Annotated in this window: 16 protein-coding genes; 11 read left to right on the forward strand and 5 right to left on the reverse strand. The window is 67.7% G+C overall.

The genetic code is table 11. The annotated features are described in order from the left end of the window. Positions 1-21: 21 nt before the first annotated feature. Complete coding sequence (locus OEJ37_RS10445) at positions 22-1,728, reverse strand: AMP-binding protein (RefSeq protein WP_263344215.1); 1,707 nt, start codon at positions 1,726-1,728, stop codon at positions 22-24. A 160-nt stretch (positions 1,729-1,888) separates the two neighbouring features. Further along, a complete protein-coding gene (locus OEJ37_RS10450; protein WP_174417482.1) occupies positions 1,889-3,022 on the reverse strand; it encodes an acyl-CoA dehydrogenase family protein in 1,134 nt (377 codons plus the stop codon). 136 nt (positions 3,023-3,158) lie between these two features. Between OEJ37_RS10450 and OEJ37_RS10455 the strand changes: the two genes are divergently transcribed. From OEJ37_RS10455 to OEJ37_RS10465, 3 genes are all read left to right on the forward strand, one after another. Further along, positions 3,159-4,196 carry an AraC family transcriptional regulator gene (locus tag OEJ37_RS10455; RefSeq protein ID WP_244136903.1) on the forward strand — a complete coding sequence of 346 codons (1,038 nt, stop codon included), beginning with the start codon at positions 3,159-3,161 and terminating at the stop codon, positions 4,194-4,196. Positions 4,197-4,317: 121 nt separating this feature from the next. Next, positions 4,318-5,883: an NfeD family protein gene (locus tag OEJ37_RS10460; RefSeq protein ID WP_263344216.1), complete on the forward strand. Its 1,566-nt coding sequence runs from the start codon at positions 4,318-4,320 to the stop codon at positions 5,881-5,883. Further along, positions 5,880-6,653 carry a slipin family protein gene (locus OEJ37_RS10465; protein ID WP_175918417.1) on the forward strand — a complete coding sequence of 258 codons (774 nt, stop codon included), beginning with the start codon at positions 5,880-5,882 and terminating at the stop codon, positions 6,651-6,653. Before OEJ37_RS10460 ends, OEJ37_RS10465 begins: the two co-directional genes overlap by 4 nt. A gap of 88 nt (positions 6,654-6,741) precedes the next feature. Here the strand turns inward: OEJ37_RS10465 and OEJ37_RS10470 are convergent, their stop codons facing one another. Beyond that, the gene (locus OEJ37_RS10470; protein WP_175944206.1) at positions 6,742-8,019 is read right to left on the reverse strand and encodes an HAD family hydrolase; all 1,278 of its coding nucleotides are present in this window, start codon (positions 8,017-8,019) and stop codon (positions 6,742-6,744) included. A 613-nt stretch (positions 8,020-8,632) separates the two neighbouring features. Between OEJ37_RS10470 and OEJ37_RS10475 the strand changes: the two genes are divergently transcribed. From OEJ37_RS10475 to OEJ37_RS10495, 5 genes are all read left to right on the forward strand, one after another. Next, a complete protein-coding gene (locus OEJ37_RS10475) occupies positions 8,633-9,532 on the forward strand; it encodes a M24 family metallopeptidase (protein ID WP_174417487.1) in 900 nt (299 codons plus the stop codon). A gap of 45 nt (positions 9,533-9,577) precedes the next feature. Continuing rightward, positions 9,578-11,365 (forward strand): SDR family oxidoreductase, encoded by a 1,788-nt coding sequence (locus OEJ37_RS10480; protein ID WP_263344217.1) that lies wholly within the window; start codon positions 9,578-9,580, stop codon positions 11,363-11,365. A gap of 30 nt (positions 11,366-11,395) precedes the next feature. Then, the gene (locus OEJ37_RS10485) at positions 11,396-12,301 is read left to right on the forward strand and encodes a metal-dependent hydrolase (protein WP_174417489.1); all 906 of its coding nucleotides are present in this window, start codon (positions 11,396-11,398) and stop codon (positions 12,299-12,301) included. 78 nt (positions 12,302-12,379) lie between these two features. Next, complete coding sequence (locus tag OEJ37_RS10490) at positions 12,380-12,667, forward strand: hypothetical protein (RefSeq protein WP_174417490.1); 288 nt, start codon at positions 12,380-12,382, stop codon at positions 12,665-12,667. 250 nt (positions 12,668-12,917) lie between these two features. After that, positions 12,918-13,292, forward strand: a complete 375-nt coding sequence (locus OEJ37_RS10495) for a DUF2917 domain-containing protein (protein ID WP_263344218.1) — start codon at positions 12,918-12,920, stop codon at positions 13,290-13,292. Between the two features lie 160 nt (positions 13,293-13,452). On the opposite strand, the gene OEJ37_RS10500 is transcribed toward OEJ37_RS10495, so the two are convergent. Further along, positions 13,453-13,731, reverse strand: coding sequence for a hypothetical protein (locus tag OEJ37_RS10500; protein ID WP_072441829.1), 279 nt, complete (start codon positions 13,729-13,731; stop codon positions 13,453-13,455). A gap of 764 nt (positions 13,732-14,495) precedes the next feature. On the opposite strand from OEJ37_RS10500, the gene OEJ37_RS10505 reads away from it, so the two are divergent. Beyond that, entirely contained in the window at positions 14,496-15,797 is a 1,302-nt protein-coding gene (locus tag OEJ37_RS10505; RefSeq protein WP_105392207.1) for an NCS2 family permease, read from the forward strand. Between the two features lie 90 nt (positions 15,798-15,887). On the opposite strand, the gene OEJ37_RS10510 is transcribed toward OEJ37_RS10505, so the two are convergent. Continuing rightward, the gene (locus OEJ37_RS10510) at positions 15,888-16,739 is read right to left on the reverse strand and encodes a LysR substrate-binding domain-containing protein (RefSeq protein WP_263344219.1); all 852 of its coding nucleotides are present in this window, start codon (positions 16,737-16,739) and stop codon (positions 15,888-15,890) included. A gap of 200 nt (positions 16,740-16,939) precedes the next feature. On the opposite strand from OEJ37_RS10510, the gene OEJ37_RS10515 reads away from it, so the two are divergent. Then, complete coding sequence (locus OEJ37_RS10515) at positions 16,940-17,479, forward strand: sugar ABC transporter (protein ID WP_174417492.1); 540 nt, start codon at positions 16,940-16,942, stop codon at positions 17,477-17,479. A 13-nt stretch (positions 17,480-17,492) separates the two neighbouring features. Then, a complete protein-coding gene (locus tag OEJ37_RS10520; protein WP_175918424.1) occupies positions 17,493-17,819 on the forward strand; it encodes a hypothetical protein in 327 nt (108 codons plus the stop codon). The last annotated feature ends 2 nt before the right edge of the window (positions 17,820-17,821 follow it).

Raw genomic sequence — 17,821 nt, forward strand, 5'->3', positions numbered from 1 at the left:
CGCGGCCCGCGGTCGGTCATTTCATTTCAGTTCAGCGGCGAAATCTTCTTCCCAGTATTCGCCGGGCATCCGCGCGGCCGCGTCGTCGCCGCGCTCGATCTCGCGGCGGCGCAGCTCGACGCGGCGGATCTTCCCCGAGATCGTCTTCGGCAGCTCCGCGAACTGCAGGCGGCGAATGCGCTTGTACGGCGCGAGCTTGTCGCGCGAGAAACGGAAGATCTCCAGCGCGAGCGCGGGGCTTTCCTCGTAGCCCTGCCGCAGTGTGATAAAGGTCTTCGGCACCGACAGCCGCACGGGGTCGGGGCTCGGCACGACGGCCGCCTCGGCGATCGCAGGATGCTCGATCAGCACGCTCTCGAGTTCGAACGGGCTCAACCGGTAGTCGGACGACTTGAACACGTCGTCCGCGCGGCCGATATACACGTAATAACCGTCGTCGCCGCGCATCGCGATGTCCGACGTGCGGTAATGGCCGTCGCGCATCGCGTAGGCGGTCGCGTCGGGGTTGTTCGCATAGCCGTTCATCAGCCCGACCGGGCGCGCGACGTCCGGGCCGATCGGCAGCGCGACCTCGCCTTCGGTCACGGGCGCGCCGTCCGGATCGAGCAACGCGATCCGGTAGCCGGGCAGCGGCCGGCCCATCGAGCCCGCGACGACCGGCTGGCCGGGCGAGTTGCCGATCAGGCAGGTCGTCTCGGTCTGGCCGTAGCCGTCGCGGATCGTGATGCCCCACGCCTTCTTCACGCGCTCGATGATCTCGGGATTCAGCGGCTCGCCCGCGCCGACGATCTCGCGCAGCTTCACGTCGAACGACGCGAGCGGCTGCTGCACGAGCATGCGCCATACGGTCGGCGGCGCGCACAGCGTCGTCACCTGGTATTTGACGATCGCGTCGAGCACGACCTTCGGCTCGAAGCGCGCGTAGTTGAACGCGAACACGCACGCCTGCGCGTTCCACGGCGCGAAGAAGCAGCTCCACGCGTGCTTCGCCCAGCCCGGCGAGCTGATGTTCCAGTGGATGTCGCCCGGCTGCAGGCCGACCCAGTACATCGTCGACAGATGGCCGACCGGATAGGTGCGGTGCGTATGCTCGACGAGCTTCGGCTTCGACGTCGTACCCGACGTGAAATACAGCAGCATCGGATCGCCCGCGTGCGTGACGGCGTCCGGCTCGAACGCGGCGCTCGCCGCGTAGCCGTCGTTCATCGCGAGCCAGCCCGCACGCGGCGCGCCGGCGACGATCTTCCGCGCGAGGCCGAGGTCGGGCTGTTCGAATTTCGCGGTTTCGTTCTCGTCGACGATCGCGTATTTCGCGCCGCCGATCTGCACGCGGTCGCGCACGTCGTCGGCCGACAGTTGCGTGGTGGCGGGCAGCACGATCGCGCCGAGCTTCATCGCGGCGAGCATCGCGTCCCACAGTTCGACACGGTTCGGCAGCATCAGCAGGATGCGATCGCCGCGCACGACGCCGATCGAGCGCAGCCAGTTCGCGATCCGCGACGAACGCTCGGACATCTGCGCGAACGAATACGGATCGCCCGTGCCGGTCGCCGCGTCGACGATCCACAGCGCGGGCCGGTCGTTGCCGCGCGCCATCGGGTCGAAGTAGTCGAGCGCCCAGTTGAACGCATCGAGCACCGGCCACTCGAAATCGCGGTACGCGGTTTCGTAGTCGGTGCGATGGCGCAGCAGAAAGTCGCGTGCGTCCAGGAATGCCTGTACCGTCATCGTTTCCTCCAGTCTCCATGCCTCGCGGTCAACCGGCGCACACGCTGCAGCGCATGCCCGATTCCCTGTTGCGCGACGCACGGTCACGTCGTTGCGTGCCGCGTTCACCGCGCTGCCCTCGTGCCCTGCGTGATGTTTCTGTCGGCGCGACCGCCGCAGCTCAAAGCTGCCGCGCGATCACCATCCGCTGCACTTCGCTGGTGCCTTCGTAAATCTGCGTGATGCGCGCGTCGCGGTAGTGACGCTCCACTTCGTAATCGACCAGGTAGCCGTAGCCGCCGTGGATCTGGATCGCATCCGAGCACACGCGCTCGGCCATCTCGGATGCGAACAGCTTCGCCTGCGACGCTTCAGACAGGCACGGCAGCCCGGCAGTGCGCAGCTTCGCCGCGTGATGCACGAGCAGGCGCGCGGCGTTGATCTGCGTGGCCATGTCGGCGAGCTTCTGCTGGATCGCCTGATGCTCGGCGATCGGCTTGCCGAACTGCACGCGCTCGCCCGCATAACGGCGCGCCTTGTCGAACGCGGCGCGCGCGATGCCGAGCGCCTGCGCGGCGATGCCGATCCGGCCGCCCTCGAGATTCGACAGCGCGATCTTCAGCCCTTCGCCGCGATTGCCGAGCAGGTTTTCTTCCGGAATCGCGCAATTCTCGAACGTGATCGGGCACGTATCCGATGCGCGGATGCCCATCTTCTTCTCCGGCTTGCCGACGATGAAGCCCGGCGTGTCGGTCGGCACCAGGAACGCGGAAATGCCGCGCTTGCCGGCTTCCGGGTCGGTCATGGCAAAAACGATCGCGACACCGGCGCGCCGGCCGTTGGTCACGAACTGTTTCGCGCCGTTCAGCACCCATTTACCGTCGCGCAGCTCCGCGCGCGTGCGCAGGTTGTTCGCCTCGGAACCGGCTTGCGGCTCGGTCAGGCAGAACGCGCCGATCACGCGGCCGGACGCCATGTCGGCCAGCCAGCGCTCTTTCTGCGCCGGCGTGCCGAAGCCGAGGATCGGCCCGCAGCCGACCGAGTTGTGCACGCTCATCAGCGTCGCGCACGCGGCGTCGCCGGCGGCGATTTCCTCCATCGCCAGCGCATACGCGACGTAGTCCGTATACGAGCCGCCCAGCTCCTGCGGCACGATCATCCCGAGCAGGCCGAGTTCGCCGAGCTGCGCGACGATGGCGTCGGGCAACTGCGCATCGTGGTCCCACTGCGCGGCGTTCGGCGCCAGCATCTCGGTGGCAAAGGCGCGCGCGGCGTCGCGGATCATTCGCTGGTCTTCGGTGTAAAGCTCGTCCATGGTGCTGCTGTCTCCCGCGGCCGCCGGGCGCGACCGTCCTTGCGTTTCGATGCAACAAGTGTAGGCAAGCGCGCGCGACTGTTCGATGCTCGCGTCGCTCATTTACACTGAGCGTTTTTGCCACACCGGCGGCACGATGAAGCAGGAAGACAAGGGAACCGTCGCGATCAGCCTCGTCGCTTACAGCGTCGCGCTCGCCACCCGCCGCGGCGTCGCGGCCGAGCCGCTGCTCGCGCAGGCCGGCATCGCGCCCGCGCTGCTCGGGCAGCCGCGCGCACGCGTGTCCGCGCAGCAATACGGCGCGCTGTGGAACGCGATCGCACGCGCGCTCGACGACGAGTTTTTCGGGCAGGATCGCCACCCGATGCGAAGCGGCAGCTTCATCGCGATGAGCCAGGCCGCGCTGTCCGCGCGCGACGGGCTGCACGCGATGGCGCGCGCGGTGAATTTCATGCACTGCGTGCTCGACGACCTGCACGCGGAGCTCGACGCGAACCCGCAGCGCGTGCGGCTGCGCTTCGTGCACCGCAACAACGGCGCGACGCCCGCGATGTTCACGTACGCGACCTATTTCATCATCGTCTACGGGCTGACCTGCTGGCTGATCGGGCGGCGCATCCCGCTGCTGCATGCGAGCTTCCGCTGCGACACGCCGCCCGCCGACCACGAATACCCGTCGATGTTCTGCGACGACATGCGTTTCAACGAACCCGATTCGTATGTCGATTTCGATCCCGAATTCGCGACGCTGCCGGTCGTGCAGAACGCGAAGACGCTGAAGACGTTCCTGCGCAACGCGCCGGCGAGCTTCATCGTCAAGTACCGCAACCCGAACGCGCTCGCGCAGCGGGTGCGCGCGGTGCTGCGCGGGATGCCGCCCGCCGCGTGGCCGGGCGCGGGCGGGATGGCCGCGCGGCTGCACGTGGCCGAGGCCACGCTGCGCCGCAAGCTGCACCAGGAAGGCCACGCGTACCAGTCGATCAAGGATGCGCTGCGGCGCGATCTCGCGTTCGAGGCGCTGGCCGACCCCGCGCGCACGATCGCCGACGTCGCGGCCGCGACCGGCTTCGCGGAGCCGAGCGCGTTCTATCGTGCGTTTCGCAAATGGAGCGGGCGCAGCCCGGCCGACTATCGCGACGAGGTGCTCGCGCGCGGCGGCGGCAGCGCGGGTTGAATCCGGCCGGCGCGGCCGCGCCTTCGCGCTTTCCGCGGAAACCGCCTAATCTTTAAGCATCGGGCTAACGCCCTTTCCGCGAGCCAGGCGGCGCGCGGCCGCGCGCCGCCCGGACACCCCGATGCGCTTTCACCGTCACGAGCCGCCGCCGGCGCTTGCCGCACCCGACGCCCCCCCCCGTCACCCGCTGTCCGCGCGGGTCGCGCGCGCTGCGCTGTTCGCGGCGCTGCTCGTCGTATGCGCGGCCGTCGCCGCGGCGCCACCCGTCGCGCCCATCACCGCGCGCCCGGTCGTCGTGATCCCCATCAACGGTGCGATCGGGCCGGCCAGCGCCGACTTCATCGTTCGCTCGCTCGATCGCGCCGCACGCGACCACGCGCCGCTCGCGATCCTGCAGCTCGACACGCCCGGCGGCCTCGACACGTCGATGCGGCAGATCATCAAGGCCATCCTCGGCTCGCCGGTGCCGGTCGCCGCGTTCGTCGCGCCAGGCGGCGCGCGGGCCGCGAGCGCGGGCACCTACATCGTCTATGCGAGCCACTTCGCGGCGATGGCGCCCGGCACCAATCTCGGCGCGGCATCGCCCGTGCAGTTCGGCATCGGCGGCGCCGCGCCGGCGCCGGGCACCAACCCCGCTGCGCCGCGAGCACCGCCGGCCGGGACGTCGGGTGCATCGGAAGCCTCCGGCACGTCACCCGCCACGCTGCCGACCGACACGCAATCGACCGAGATCCGCAAGGCGATGCAGGACTCCGCCGCCTACATCCGCGGCCTCGCGCAGTTGCGCGGGCGCAATGCCGAATGGGCCGAGCGCGCGGTGCGCGAAGCCGTCAGCCTGTCGGCGACCGAGGCGCGCGCGCAGCACGTCGTCGACCTGATCGCACAGGATCCGGCCGACCTCGCGCGCCAGCTCGACGGCCGCAGCGCGACGACCACCGCCGGCACGCTGCGGCTCGCAACCGCGCATGCGCCGCTCGTCGTGGTCCTACCCGACTGGCGCAGCCGCTTCCTGTCGATCATCACCGATCCGAATGTCGCGCTGATCCTGCTGACGATCGGCATCTACGGCCTCTTCTTCGAATTCGCGAACCCTGGCTTCGTGCTGCCGGGCGTCGCCGGCACGATCTGCCTGCTGATCGGGCTGTTCGCGATGCAGTTGCTGCCGATCAGCTATGCGGGCCTCGGCCTCGTGCTGCTCGGTCTCGGTTGCCTGGTCGCGGAGGCGTTCCTGCCGACCTTCGGCGTGCTCGGTTTCGGCGGGATCGTGTCGTTCACGATCGGCGCGCTGATGCTGATCGATACCGAAGTCCCCGGCTACGGGATTCCGTGGCCCGTGATCGCGAGCCTCGCGCTCGGCGGCGGGCTGCTCGTCGCGGGCGTGTCGAGCGTTGCGCTGCGCGCGCGACGGCGGCCGGTCGTGACGGGCGCCGAAGCGATGGTCGGCAGCATCGGCGAAGTGCTCGACGACGGCCTGTGCACCGACCAGCCGCGCGGCGCGGCCGGCCCCGCGCCATCGGCCGCGGGCTGGGCGCGCGTGCATGGCGAGCGCTGGCGCGTCGCGAGCAGCGTGCCGCTCGCCGCGGGCTGCCGCGTGCGCGTCACCGGCCGCCAGGGATTGCTGCTCACCGTCGCACCGCTGTACGACGTGCCGGCACACGAACAACAACACCACGGAGAACCAACATGATGGGCTACACCTTCGGCTTCAGCAGCGTCCTGATCGTCTTCGTCGTGGTGCTCGTCGCGTCGTCGATCCGCATCTTCCGCGAGTACGAGCGCGGCGTGGTATTCATGCTCGGCCGGTTCTGGAAAGTGAAGGGCCCGGGGCTCGTGCTGATCATCCCGATCGTCCAGCAGGTCGTGCGGATCGACCTGCGCACCGTCGTGTTCGACGTGCCGCCGCAAGACGTGATCACGCGCGACAACGTGTCGGTGAAGGTGAATGCGGTGGTGTATTTCCGCGTCGTCGATCCGGAGAAGGCCGTGATCCAGGTCGCGCGCTTCTTCGATGCGACGAGCCAGCTCTCGCAGACGACGCTGCGCTCGGTGCTGGGCAAGCACGAGCTCGATGCGCTGCTGGCCGAGCGCGAGCAGTTGAACGCCGACATCCAGAAGACGCTCGACGCGCAGACCGATGCGTGGGGGATCAAGGTGTCGACGGTCGAGATCAAGCACGTCGACCTGAACGAAACGATGATCCGTGCAATCGCGCGGCAGGCCGAGGCCGAGCGCGAGCGGCGCGCGAAGGTGATTCATGCGGAAGGCGAATTGCAGGCGTCCGAGAAGCTGCTGCAGGCCGCGCAGCGGCTCGCGCAGGAGCCGCAGGCGATGCAGCTGCGCTATCTGCAGACGCTGACGACGATCGCGGCGGACAAGAACTCGACGATCGTGTTTCCGCTGCCGATCGATCTGCTGGGGGCGCTGCTGGACCGCTTGGGCCCGCCGCGCGCGCGCTGAGACGCGCGTTTCCAGGCCCGCGCAACGCCGCCGTCGATCCAGCCGGACGCCGGGCCGCGACGGCCCGGCACCCGGCGCCCCGCGCACGTCAAGCCAGCAGCTTGCGCTCGGTCTTGCCGTACTTGATCGACTTCTCGTCCGGGATCATCAGGCCCGTGTGCTCGTCGCGGCCCTGCAGCAGGAAGCGCGCGTCCGGCTTGCCGATCTGCTCGGCCGCGAGCTTGCTGTCCGCACCGATCTCGCCCTTCTTCATCCGGTTGACGATCACGCCGGCCGCGGTGTCCTTGAAGTCGCGCAGCATCCACGCGTCGCCGTCGCTGTCGCCGAACACCAGCAGCGGGCCATAGCCCTTCTTCGATTCGAGGACGTTGCGGATGCCGACCGTCTTGCCGGGGCCGTAGTTGAAGTGCCAGCCTTCCGGGTAGCGGCTTTCATACTTGCCGTCCCGCATATCGAGGCGCAGGCCGATCACGTTCCCGGGCGGCACGCCGTAGCCATAGTTCGGATTGCCGGCGAACACGCGCACGACATCGTCGAGCGACGCCGTGCTCACGTACACGTCGATGCCGTTCGCGCGCAGCGTGTGCATCACCGCGCGGATTTCCTCATGAATGCGGATGCCGTGGAAATGCGTGTCGGCCACCACGCCGGCCTTGCCCGGCAGCGTCTTCGGGCTTTCGTAGCGGACCTTGCGCAGCGCGTCGCCGATGCCGTGGTTGTTCGACGCTTCCGCCATCGCCTGCAACTCGGCGGTCGTCATGTTCTTGTAGAAGTAGATGATCCACTTGTAGCCGATCTCGAGCGGGTGCGTGTCGCAGATCGCGTCGTACATGAAGTACAGCTTCGCGCGGAAATCCTTGAACTGATCGGTCTCGCGAATCTCGTCGAGGCTCTTGCTGCCGCCGAATCCCTGGTAGTTCGCGTAGAGCCAGCGATAGTCGGATTCGACGTCGGCGGCGAGGTCTTCCATCGTCACCGGCTTGCCGTCGATCGTCGTGTAGTCCTTCACGAACGCGCCCTTCGGCACGTCCTTCCACATCACGTCGACGAATTCGTCCGGCGTCAGCTTGTACTGCAGATGGTTGATCTGGTACATCAGCAGCGCCTCTTCGCAGTCGTTCATGATGCACGTGTTGTCCCAGTCGAACACCGCGTACGGGCGGCGCTTTTCGTCGTAGCGCGCGCTCGCGACGCCATGCCGGTCGAGCACCGCCTGCAGGCGCGCGGCGTTGAACGGCGACCAGCGGCCCGGGTCCAGCGCATCCGGCGCGGTGGCGCTCTTCGCGTCGGCCGTGCCGGCCTTGAGCAGCAGCGACGTCGCGGCGGTCGCCGCGGCAAGGGTATTCATGAACTTGCGGCGTTGCATGGTCTCTCTCCGTGGGGTGTCGAATCGGTTTCGGTCGCTATCCCGCGCGGCGCACCGGCGGCTCATCGACGCAGCGAAGCCGGGACGGCTCCGAACTGGGGGCGAATGATGTGACGAAATTATTGCGGCAATTTGACAGCGTCGCGTCGCGACGCGACGGGGACTTGATCCGGCGCGACATGCCGGGCCGTCACATGCCGGGCCGTCGCCAAGGCGGCAGCACGCGCGGCCATCCGCGCCGGCGCCGCAGCCGCTCGTGACAAACTCCGGCCGGCGCCCCGATCCGTCCGCGTGCGCGCCAGCGGCCATCCGGCCCCAACCTTCGGAAACCTAGAGTCTCCCCTCCATTTCGGCCCTTCATTAGGACAAATCCTCACCCCCGGGGGCTGGCGCGCCACGCCGAACCGGCTATCATCGTTACATTGAACAATGGCACATTAAATGCTGGCTGAATAATTCGCGACGGGAACACCGGCGGATGCATTCCGGATCAGCACCCCGCTTTGCACAGGACCGGAGCGCGCTTTGCGTGGGACCGGAGTCAGTGCCGAAGCACCAACACCGGTCGACAAGCGCTGAAGCGCCCGCTCTGGCCGACATATGGAGACGCATCATGGCCGACCACCACCCGCTGCCGGAAGTCCACCTCGACGAGCTGCCGCAATTCCGCGCGGTCCAGCAACTGGCCTACCGCTGCGTCGAAACCGTCGGCGCGATGCTCTACCCCGGCATCACCGAGAAGGAAGCCGCGCGGCTGCTGACCGAATGGCTGCAGGACAACGGCGTGCACGACTGGCTGCACAAGCCGTTCGCGTGGTTTGGCGACCGCACCGCGTTCGAGGGTTTCTCGGGCCTCAAGCACATGGGCGGCTTCAATCTCGCGTTCTTCCCGAGCAACCGGCAGCTCGAAACCGACATGCCGGTGATCCTCGACGTCGCGCCCGTGCTCGACGGCATCGTGGCCGACGTCGGCTACGCGCACTGCCTCGGCGAGAACCCGATCCTCGAGCAGTTGCAGGACGACCTGATGGACCACCGCGACATGATCGTGCGGCTCGTGAAGGCGCGCCGGCCGATGGCCGAGGTCGCGCAGGAAGTCGACGCGCTGTGCCGCCGCCAGGGCGTCGAACCGCGCCACAAGGCCTATCCGTTCAAGGTGCTCGCGCATCGCGTCGCGAAGATCCACAAGCTGTCGAAGCCGCGCTTCGTCGCGCGTTTCGGGCTGAACGCGACGCGCAACCTGCTGCTCGACCAGGGCCGCGCCGCGAAGCAGCAGGGCTGGTCGCCGTTGTGGTCGATCGACCGCCGCTCCGAGCATGCGCCCGTGCCGGGCCTGTGGGCCGTCGAGCCGCATCTCGGCTTCGCCGGCGTCGGCGCCAAATTCGAAGAGCTGCTCGTGATCACCGACGACGACGCGTACTGGCTCGACGACGACCTGCCGCACGTGCGCCGCCGGCAGCGCCGCCAGGCCGAACGCGCGCAGGCCGCCGCGACCGTGCCGGCCGCCGCCTGACGCGCCCGCGCCTTCCCTCCCGAATCCCTGAACGACGGACTCACGATGCAGCCTCTTTCCGACGAAGCACCGCTGGCCCTGTTCGAATCGGTTCATCACGAGACGGCGGTCGCCTCCGGCGACCTGACGCTCGCGGTCAGGACCTGGGGCGACCCGGCCCGTTCGCCGGTCGTGCTCGTGCACGGCTATCCCGACGACAGCAGCGTCTGGCGGCACGTCGCGCCGCTGCTCGCGCGCAAGCACTACGTGATCGCGTACGACGTGCGCGGCGCGGGCCTGTCCGGCGTGCCGAAGCGCACGGCCGACTATCACCTCGCGAAGCTGACCGACGATTTCATCGCGGTGATCGATGCGCTCTGCCCCGGCCGCGCGGTACACCTGATCGCGCACGACTGGGGCTCGATCCAGGGCTGGGAATTCGTCACCGATCCGCGCCTTTCCGGCCGCATCGCGTCGTACACGTCATGCTCGGGGCCGTGCCTCGACCACGTCGGCTTCTGGCTGCGCGAACGCGTGCTGCGCCCGACGCCCGCGTCATTGGCCAAGCTAGGCGGCCAGCTCGCGCGGTCGTGGTACGTGTACCTGTTCCACCTGCCGTTCATCCCCGAGCTCGGCTGGCGGCTGTGGCTCGGCCGAGCATGGCCGCGCCTGCTGCGCCGGCTCGAGAAGACGCCCGTCGCGCCGCGCGCGACGCAGGCCGACGACGGCGCGCGCGGCGTGCGCCTCTATCGCGCGAACTTCATCCGCTGCCTGTTCGCGCCGCGCGAACGCTACGCGCATGCGCCCGTGCAGACGATCGTGCCGCTCGGCGACAAGTACGTGAGCCCCGCGCTATCCGAGAACCTGTCGCGCTGGGTGCCGCAGTACTACCGCCGCGAGGTCGCGGCCGGCCACTGGCTGCCGCTCGCCGATCCCGCGCGCTTCGCGGATCTCGCCGGGCAACTGATCGACGCGGTCGAATCGGGCAACGAGCCGCCTGCGCTCGCGAACGCGCGCCGCCGCGCAACCAGCGGCCGCTTCAGCGGCAAGGTCGCGGTCGTCACCGGCGCGGGCAGCGGCATCGGCCGCTGCGCGGCCCTCGCGTTCGCCCGCGAAGGCGCGACGGTCGTCGCCTGCGACATCGATGTCGCGAGCGCCGAGCGCACCGCGCTGCTGATCGGGCTGACCGGTGCGCGAGCACATGCGAAACGCGTCGACGTCGGGTCCGCCGACGAGATGGAAGCGCTCGCGGCATGGGTCGGCAGCGAACTCGGCGGCGCGGACGTCGTGATCAACAACGCGGGCATCGGCATGGCCGGCGGCATCCTCGACACGAGCACGCGGCACTGGGAGCGCATCCTGCACGTGAACCTGTGGGGCGTGATCCACGGCTCGCGGCTGTTCGCGCAGCAGATGGCCGCGCGCGGCACCGGCGGCCACATCGTCAACACCGCGTCGGCCGCCGCGTTCGGGCCGTCGCGCGACCTGCCCGCGTATGCGACGACCAAGGCCGCCGTGCTGATGCTCAGCGAATGCATGCGCGCGGAACTCGCGGAAAAGGGCATCGGCGTGACGGCCGTGTGCCCCGGTTTCGCGGAAACCGGAATCATGGCGTCGACGCAATACGCGGGCGCCAACGCGCAGGACGAGGCGCGGCTGCGCAAGCGCGCGACGAAGCTGTATCAGATGCGCGGCCTGAAACCCGAAACCGTCGCGCAGGCGATGGTCGACGGCGTGCTGCGCAACCGCCCTGTCGTCGCGATCGGCGGCGAGGCGCACGCGATGCGCTTCGTCGGCCGCTTCATGCCGTGGCTCGGCCGGATGATCGCCCGCGTCAGCATGGCATCGCATTGACGGCGCATGACGCCGCACACGGAGACACAGATGACCGAACCCGCCGACTACCACAAGATCAAGGCCCGGCACGTGAAGTTCGACTTCAGCGACACGCCGATCACCTGGGTGCCGAACGATCCGGGCAGCACCCACATCATCAACACGCTGAACCTGCTGTTCCCGGAAGGCGAGCTGTGGTTCTGCCGCGTGTACAACAAGGCGCTACCGCTGATCACCGACGCGCGCCTGCGCGACGAGGCCGAAGGCTTCCTGCGGCAGGAAGCCGTGCACTCGCGTTCGCACGGCGGCGTGCTCAAGCACTACTACGACCGGCACGGGATCGACACGAAGCCGTTCACGCAGAAGCTCAACCGGCTGTTCACGCGCGTGCTCGGCGAACAGCCGCTCGGGCTGAAGATCGGCCATACGCGCTTCTGGCTGCGGCAGCAGCTCGCGGTGATCGCGTCGCTCGAGCATTTCTTCGGCTATCTCGGCAACTGGGTGCTCAACGCGCACGGGCTCGACGAAGGCAAGGCAGACCCGACGATGGTCGACCTGCTGCGCTGGCACGGCGCCGAGGAAGTCGAGCACCGCACCGTCGCGTTCGACATCTACCGGCACCTGGGCGGCACCTATCCGGAACGCTGCGTGCACATGGCGTTCGTGATCCTGTTGCTGCTCTACTACATCACGACCGGCGCGAAGTTCATGTACAGGCGCGACCCGGACGCCGGCCGCTACCCGGGCTTCGTGCTCGCGTGGTGGCAGGGTTCGCGGCGCGGGCACCTGCCGTCGTTCTGGAAGGTGATCGGCGCGGCGCTGCGTTATTTCAAGCCGGGCTATACGCCGCACCACGAAGGCTCGACCGAGCAGGCGCTCGAATACCTCGCACGCTCGCCGGCCGCGCAGGCGGCCGCGCACGGCGGCAACTGGGGCACCACGAAGGGTGCGTAACCGGGTTTCCGGCGGGCGCGGCGGGCGGCGCCCGCCGAAATGCGTACAATCGCGGCTTCATTTCCCGGAGGTGCCGCGATGGCCATGAAGAAAACCGATCTAGAAAAGAACAAGGCGCTCAAGCTGACGCACGCGATGAAGCAATCGGGCGCCGCCCGTTTCGGCAAGGGCGCCGAAGACGCGGCAAAGCTCGACCGCCGCGCGCAGCGCAAGCTCGACCAGGAACAAGGGCTCGTGCCGTTCGCATGCAAGCTCAACGCCGAACTCGTCGAGCAGTTGAAGGCGCGCGCGGCCACGCATCCGGACGGGATGACGGGCCTGCTGTCCGAATTGCTCGTGAACGGGCTCGCGCAACGCGACGCGTAACCGCCACGCCTCTCGAAAATGTCGTTGACAGCGCCGCGCTGTCACGACAAACTCGTTCGCATGCCTACGTTCAAGCTCATCGCCATCGCGAATCATTGCCCGGTGAACATTCGAAAGAATGGATCACGGGAGGCGCTTGTGCGTTAGCAATCGAGCAGTACCGCATGTCACACAAGGCCTCGCCGGAAACGGATGAGGCCTTTTTGTTCTGGTGCGCGTCATCCGTCCGGCTCACTGAATGGAGAAGACGATGGACCAGGCAAGCCAGCTGTTTGACCGTCCCGACCGGCGCCGCGCCGGCACGATCGCGTTACCGACCGTCGTGATTCGTTTCGCGGTCGCGCCGCGCACGACGATGACCTGGCGCGCGCCGCAAGATGCGGAGATCCGCGCACACGGCGCGGCGCTGTGGATCACGCGCCCGCCGAGCGTCGACGACTACTGGGTGCAGCCCGGCGACGTGCTGCGCATCGCACGCGGCGACCGCATCTGGCTCGGCACCGATGCCGACCGATCGGCCGAAGCGTCGATCACGACCGCCTACGTGCGGCGCGGCGAGCGCTTCAGACGCATGCTCGCGCAAGTGCAACGTTTGCTCGCCGGGGTATGGAGAAGGAGTGGATGATTGACGCGCCGTCATGCACGCGAGACGCGGAACGGCCGTGACCGGAAACAGACGCACCTGCGGCGCTAACCGCCGCAGGTGCGCATCGAATGACGCGGCACGCCACTGCGTGCCGCGAGCGATCGCGCGCCGTGCGCAGCGACCTGATGCAGCAGGTGCATCAGGTGCTGGCGGCGAGACGCGGGCCCGTGCTTCGGGGAGTCGAATCGAGCTCGGGTCGTAGCGCAGCCTGCGAGGTCACCCACGGATCGATGCCCTGCTTCTGCACCTCTTCGAGGAATGACACACGTGTACGCCAGTAATCCGCCTGTAATTTCGCATCGATGACGCGCTGTTCCGCAGTGAACAGTTCCATGCGCGCCGTCACGAGCATCGACGCAGCGGTTTTTTCCGGCGTGGGGGCGTGTCGCATCGCCCAACGGCTGATCCAGTTCAACATGCTGACCTCCGTGATTACGGACGAACCCGCATCGGGCAATCGCAATCGGCCGTGCCTGCCCAAACGCGCAACGGCCTTGACCGCCATCCACCGCCTGGCCTGCACGGACTGCGACTCCCCCGCGTCGGCAATTACCGGCCGGCGTGTGCATGCGCGGTGTATCTATCCTAGAAAGACTTGCCGGTTTATGCGATGGGGTCTTGCAATCTTTTACACAGAAACCACAGTCGCCCACGCATCGCGAAATGACAGTTGCCGGCGGCACGGCTTCGGCGCAGGATAGCTCGTTATCTGCAACTGCCCGGACTGACGAATGGCTGCTGCATGCCGCAGCGCTCTCGCACCGGCCATGCACGCGCGTTCGCGCGCACGTCATGCCTGCACCGTGTTCGTGCAGCATGCGGGCGCTCCGCCCGGTCTCAGTCGAATGTCATCGCGTACCGGCCGCGCGCAATGCGGCCGGCGAGCCGTTGCGCACGCATCGGCCAGCCCCAGCCGGTTCGTCACGCTCCCGTTTTTACCCTTTCCGCCTGCCCGTTCCGCCCGAACCGGTAAAATGCGCGCCTTCATCGCGCGACCGGGCTGCCAGACCGTTCGCGCGCAGGCAGCCGATCGTGCCCTCCAACTATATCGTCCGAGCTATCCGCGCTATTACAATCCGCCGATAGCCGGGCAATAGTGGCTGGTTACATTAAGCCGGCCGCTGCCTTTACAACAATTCGGCACAACAAGCAACACGACAACCCGACCGGAGAAACGCCCTAATGGAATCCATCAAGCGGTATTTCGGCTTCGCTGAAGCCGGCACCGACTTCCGCACCGAAATACTCGCGGGCGTCACCACGTTCCTGACGATGGCTTACATCATCTTCGTCAACCCCGCGATCCTCGGCGACGCCGGCATGCCGAAGGAATCCGTGTTCGTCGCGACCTGCCTCGTCGCGGCACTGGCTTCGATCATCATGGGGCTGTACGCGAACTACCCGATCGCGTGCGCGCCCGGCATGGGCCTGAACGCGTATTTCGCGTACACGGTCGTCAAGGGCATGGGCTTCACGTGGCAGGCCGCGCTCGGCGCGGTGTTCATCTCCGGCTGCCTGTTCCTGCTCGTCACGCTGTTCCGCGTGCGCGAGGCGATCGTCAACGGCATTCCGAAATCGCTGCGGATCTCGATCACCGCCGGCATCGGCCTGTTCCTCGGCATCATCTCGCTGAAGACGTCGGGCGTGATCGTCGGCAGCCCGGCCACGCTCGTCACGCTCGGCGACCTGCACAAGCACGACACGATCCTCGCGATCGTCGGCTTCTTCACGATCGTCACGCTCGACCACCTGCGCGTGCGCGGCGCGATCCTGATCGGCATCATCGGCGTCACGATCCTGTCGTTCTTCTTCGGCGACAACCAGTTCCACGGCGTGTTCTCCGCGCCGCCGTCGATCGACGCGACGCTGTTCAAGCTCGACATCCGCGCCGCGCTGTCGACCGGCATCATCAACGTGATCCTGGTGTTCTTCCTCGTCGAGCTGTTCGACGCGACCGGCACGCTGATGGGCGTCGCGAACCGCGCGGGCCTGCTCGTCGAAGGCAAGATGAACCGCCTGAACAAGGCGCTGCTCGCCGACAGCACGGCGATCGTCGCGGGCTCGGTGCTCGGCACGTCGTCGACCACCGCGTATATCGAGAGCGCATCGGGCGTGCAGGCCGGCGGCCGCACGGGCATGACCGCGATCACCGTCGCGGTGCTGTTCCTCGCGTGCCTGTTCATCGCGCCGCTCGCCGGCGTCGTGCCGGGCTACGCAACCGCTCCGGCGCTGCTGTACGTGTCGTGCCTGATGCTGCGCGAGATGGTCGACGTGCCCTGGGACGATGCGACGGAAGCCGTGCCGGCCGCGCTGACCGCGCTGCTGATGCCGTTCACGTACTCGATCGCGAACGGCGTCGCGTTCGGCTTCATCGCGTACGGCGGCCTCAAGCTGCTGACGGGCCAGGCCCGCACGGTCAAGCCGATCGTGTGGATCATCGCGGCCGTGTTCCTGTTCCGCTACTTCTATCTCGGCAGCGAATGACGGATGCGCTTCGGCGCGATGCTCATTGAGAAACGCCGCCTTCGGGCGGCGTTTTCGTTCGGGCATGCGCTCGGCGCGGACGACGCCGCATCATGCATCCGCCTCCCCGAGCACCCAGCGCGCAAAGGTCTGCAGCGGCCCGTCGCCAAGATCCAGCGCTTCGGGCAGCACGAGACAGAAGCGCTTGACTACGCCCCGACCGTCCGGCCAGGGCGCGGCGAGCAACCCTTGCGCAATCTCGGTGTCGACATACAGCCGCGGCACCAGCGCGACGCCGAGCCCGGCCAGAGCCGCCGCGATCAGCATCGAGTAAAGATCGTAGCGCGCGCCGGCGGCCGGATTGCTCACCGGCAACCCCGTCTCCTGCACGTACGCCGACCACGCGTCGGGCGTCTGGCGCTTGTGAAGGCGCGGTAGCCTGCCCAGCAACGCGTCCGGATGCCCGCCCGCGAGCAGCGACGGATGGCAGACCGGCACCAGGACCTCCTCGCACAACCGGTACGTATGCATGCCGGCCCAGGCCGGATGCTCGAAGTGAATCGCCGCATCGAATCCGCTGCCAGCCAGCACAAACGGATCGGCGCGATCCGCGAAATGCACGGTGATGTTCGGATGCTGCGCCTGGAACCGCTTGAGCCGCGGAATCAGCCAGCGCGTCGCAAACGTCGGCGTCACCGCGATATCGACGCTGCCGCCATCGTCGGGCTGCCCCATCATGTACTGGCTGTCGCGCTCGAGCCGGTCCAGCACTTCGCGAACCTGCGCTGCATAGCGCGCGCCGTTCGGTGCAACCCGAACGCGGTTGCCGACACGCTCGAACAGCGCCACGCCGAGAAACGTCTCCAGCCGGCCGATCTGCCGGCTGATCGCCCCTTCCGTCAACGCCAGTTCGTCGGCGGCGCGCGCGAAGCTGCCGTGCCGCGCCGCGGCCTCGAATGCCATCAATGCCGAATTGCTCGGAATCCTGCGTCGCGTCACGTTTGCTCCCGGTCCGATGGTCGTCGGTCTAAGCTTGATCAAATATCAATGAAGGGTGACGAACTATCGTTTTTCACCGCTGCATCGCCTGATTATCATGACAAAAACTCAACCAGTCGAGCGGCGTTCAATCCCGACCGCCGCCGGCTCCCCGTGGAGGCGTGATGATCTATGCCGTTGAATGCAGCTTCGCCGACCTTGCCACCGAAGCCGAGTGGAACGATTTCTACAGCCGGATCAAGCTTCCGGCGCTGATCTCCGTGTCCGGCTTCCGCACGTCGCAACGCTTTCGCGCCGTCGGCGGCGACGGCCCCGTCTACCTCGCGCTTCACACGATCGACAGCCCCGACGTGCTGACGTCGGCCGAGTATCGCGACAAGGGCGGCGGCAATTTCGCGCGCTGGCAGCCGCATATCGTCGAGTGGAGACGCAACGTGTACGACAGCGCAGCCCCCGCGCCAACCGTGTCGGGCCATCAGTGGCTGGCCGTTTGCGACAACGCTGCCCCGTTCGTGCGATCGGGCATAACAGCCAGCGCACTTCACGCGATCTCGCTGGACCGCCAGCCGGCCTGTCGCTGGCTGGCCGTCCTGACGCACGATCAGGCGCGGCTCGCGTCCGAGCCGTCCGACGCCGCCATCCGGCTCTACGCGCCGATGGGCGACCAACTCGTCAGCGCGTCGGCACCGGCGTTCGCACGCTGACGGGAGCCCGGCCATGCCCAGCATCATCATTTTCTTCCCCGAGGCAAGCATGCCGTCGCACGCCGCACTCGACGCGCTCTCGTCGGCCTGCGCGACCCTCTGCACCGACGTGTTGCGGGCCGCACCCGGCACGGTCCATGTCGTTCATGTCCCGATCAGGCACGGCTGCGGACATCCCGTCAGCGCCGAAATCCGCTACCGTCTCGAATCGTTTCGCACCACTGAGTTAATGGGTCGATTCACGACCGCGCTGGATCGCGAAATTCTCCGCCATACCGGATTCGTCGCACGCATCCGCTGCTTCGGCTACGACACGGCCCACCTTCACGCCCGACATTGAAC

Origin of the sequence: Burkholderia sp. BKH01, from assembly GCF_025685725.1 — a bacterium.
GTDB lineage: Bacteria > Pseudomonadota > Gammaproteobacteria > Burkholderiales > Burkholderiaceae > Burkholderia > Burkholderia pyrrocinia_C.

What these genes read in the sequence shown, in the direction of transcription:
- OEJ37_RS10510 (WP_263344219.1), bottom strand. Translation starts at nt 16,739, where the DNA reads ATGGCATTCGAGGCCGCGGCGCGGCACGGCAGCTTCGCGCGCGCCGCC.
- OEJ37_RS10450 (WP_174417482.1), bottom strand. Translation starts at nt 3,022, where the DNA reads ATGGACGAGCTTTACACCGAAGACCAGCGAATGATCCGCGACGCCGCG.
- OEJ37_RS10455 (WP_244136903.1), top strand. Translation starts at nt 3,159, where the DNA reads ATGAAGCAGGAAGACAAGGGAACCGTCGCGATCAGCCTCGTCGCTTAC.
- OEJ37_RS10505 (WP_105392207.1), top strand. Translation starts at nt 14,496, where the DNA reads ATGGAATCCATCAAGCGGTATTTCGGCTTCGCTGAAGCCGGCACCGAC.
- OEJ37_RS10480 (WP_263344217.1), top strand. Translation starts at nt 9,578, where the DNA reads ATGCAGCCTCTTTCCGACGAAGCACCGCTGGCCCTGTTCGAATCGGTT.
- OEJ37_RS10445 (WP_263344215.1), bottom strand. Translation starts at nt 1,728, where the DNA reads ATGACGGTACAGGCATTCCTGGACGCACGCGACTTTCTGCTGCGCCAT.
- OEJ37_RS10475 (WP_174417487.1), top strand. Translation starts at nt 8,633, where the DNA reads ATGGCCGACCACCACCCGCTGCCGGAAGTCCACCTCGACGAGCTGCCG.
- OEJ37_RS10460 (WP_263344216.1), top strand. Translation starts at nt 4,318, where the DNA reads ATGCGCTTTCACCGTCACGAGCCGCCGCCGGCGCTTGCCGCACCCGAC.
- OEJ37_RS10495 (WP_263344218.1), top strand. Translation starts at nt 12,918, where the DNA reads ATGGACCAGGCAAGCCAGCTGTTTGACCGTCCCGACCGGCGCCGCGCC.
- OEJ37_RS10500 (WP_072441829.1), bottom strand. Translation starts at nt 13,731, where the DNA reads ATGTTGAACTGGATCAGCCGTTGGGCGATGCGACACGCCCCCACGCCG.
- OEJ37_RS10485 (WP_174417489.1), top strand. Translation starts at nt 11,396, where the DNA reads ATGACCGAACCCGCCGACTACCACAAGATCAAGGCCCGGCACGTGAAG.
- OEJ37_RS10470 (WP_175944206.1), bottom strand. Translation starts at nt 8,019, where the DNA reads ATGCAACGCCGCAAGTTCATGAATACCCTTGCCGCGGCGACCGCCGCG.
- OEJ37_RS10520 (WP_175918424.1), top strand. Translation starts at nt 17,493, where the DNA reads ATGCCCAGCATCATCATTTTCTTCCCCGAGGCAAGCATGCCGTCGCAC.
- OEJ37_RS10515 (WP_174417492.1), top strand. Translation starts at nt 16,940, where the DNA reads ATGATCTATGCCGTTGAATGCAGCTTCGCCGACCTTGCCACCGAAGCC.
- OEJ37_RS10490 (WP_174417490.1), top strand. Translation starts at nt 12,380, where the DNA reads ATGGCCATGAAGAAAACCGATCTAGAAAAGAACAAGGCGCTCAAGCTG.
- OEJ37_RS10465 (WP_175918417.1), top strand. Translation starts at nt 5,880, where the DNA reads ATGATGGGCTACACCTTCGGCTTCAGCAGCGTCCTGATCGTCTTCGTC.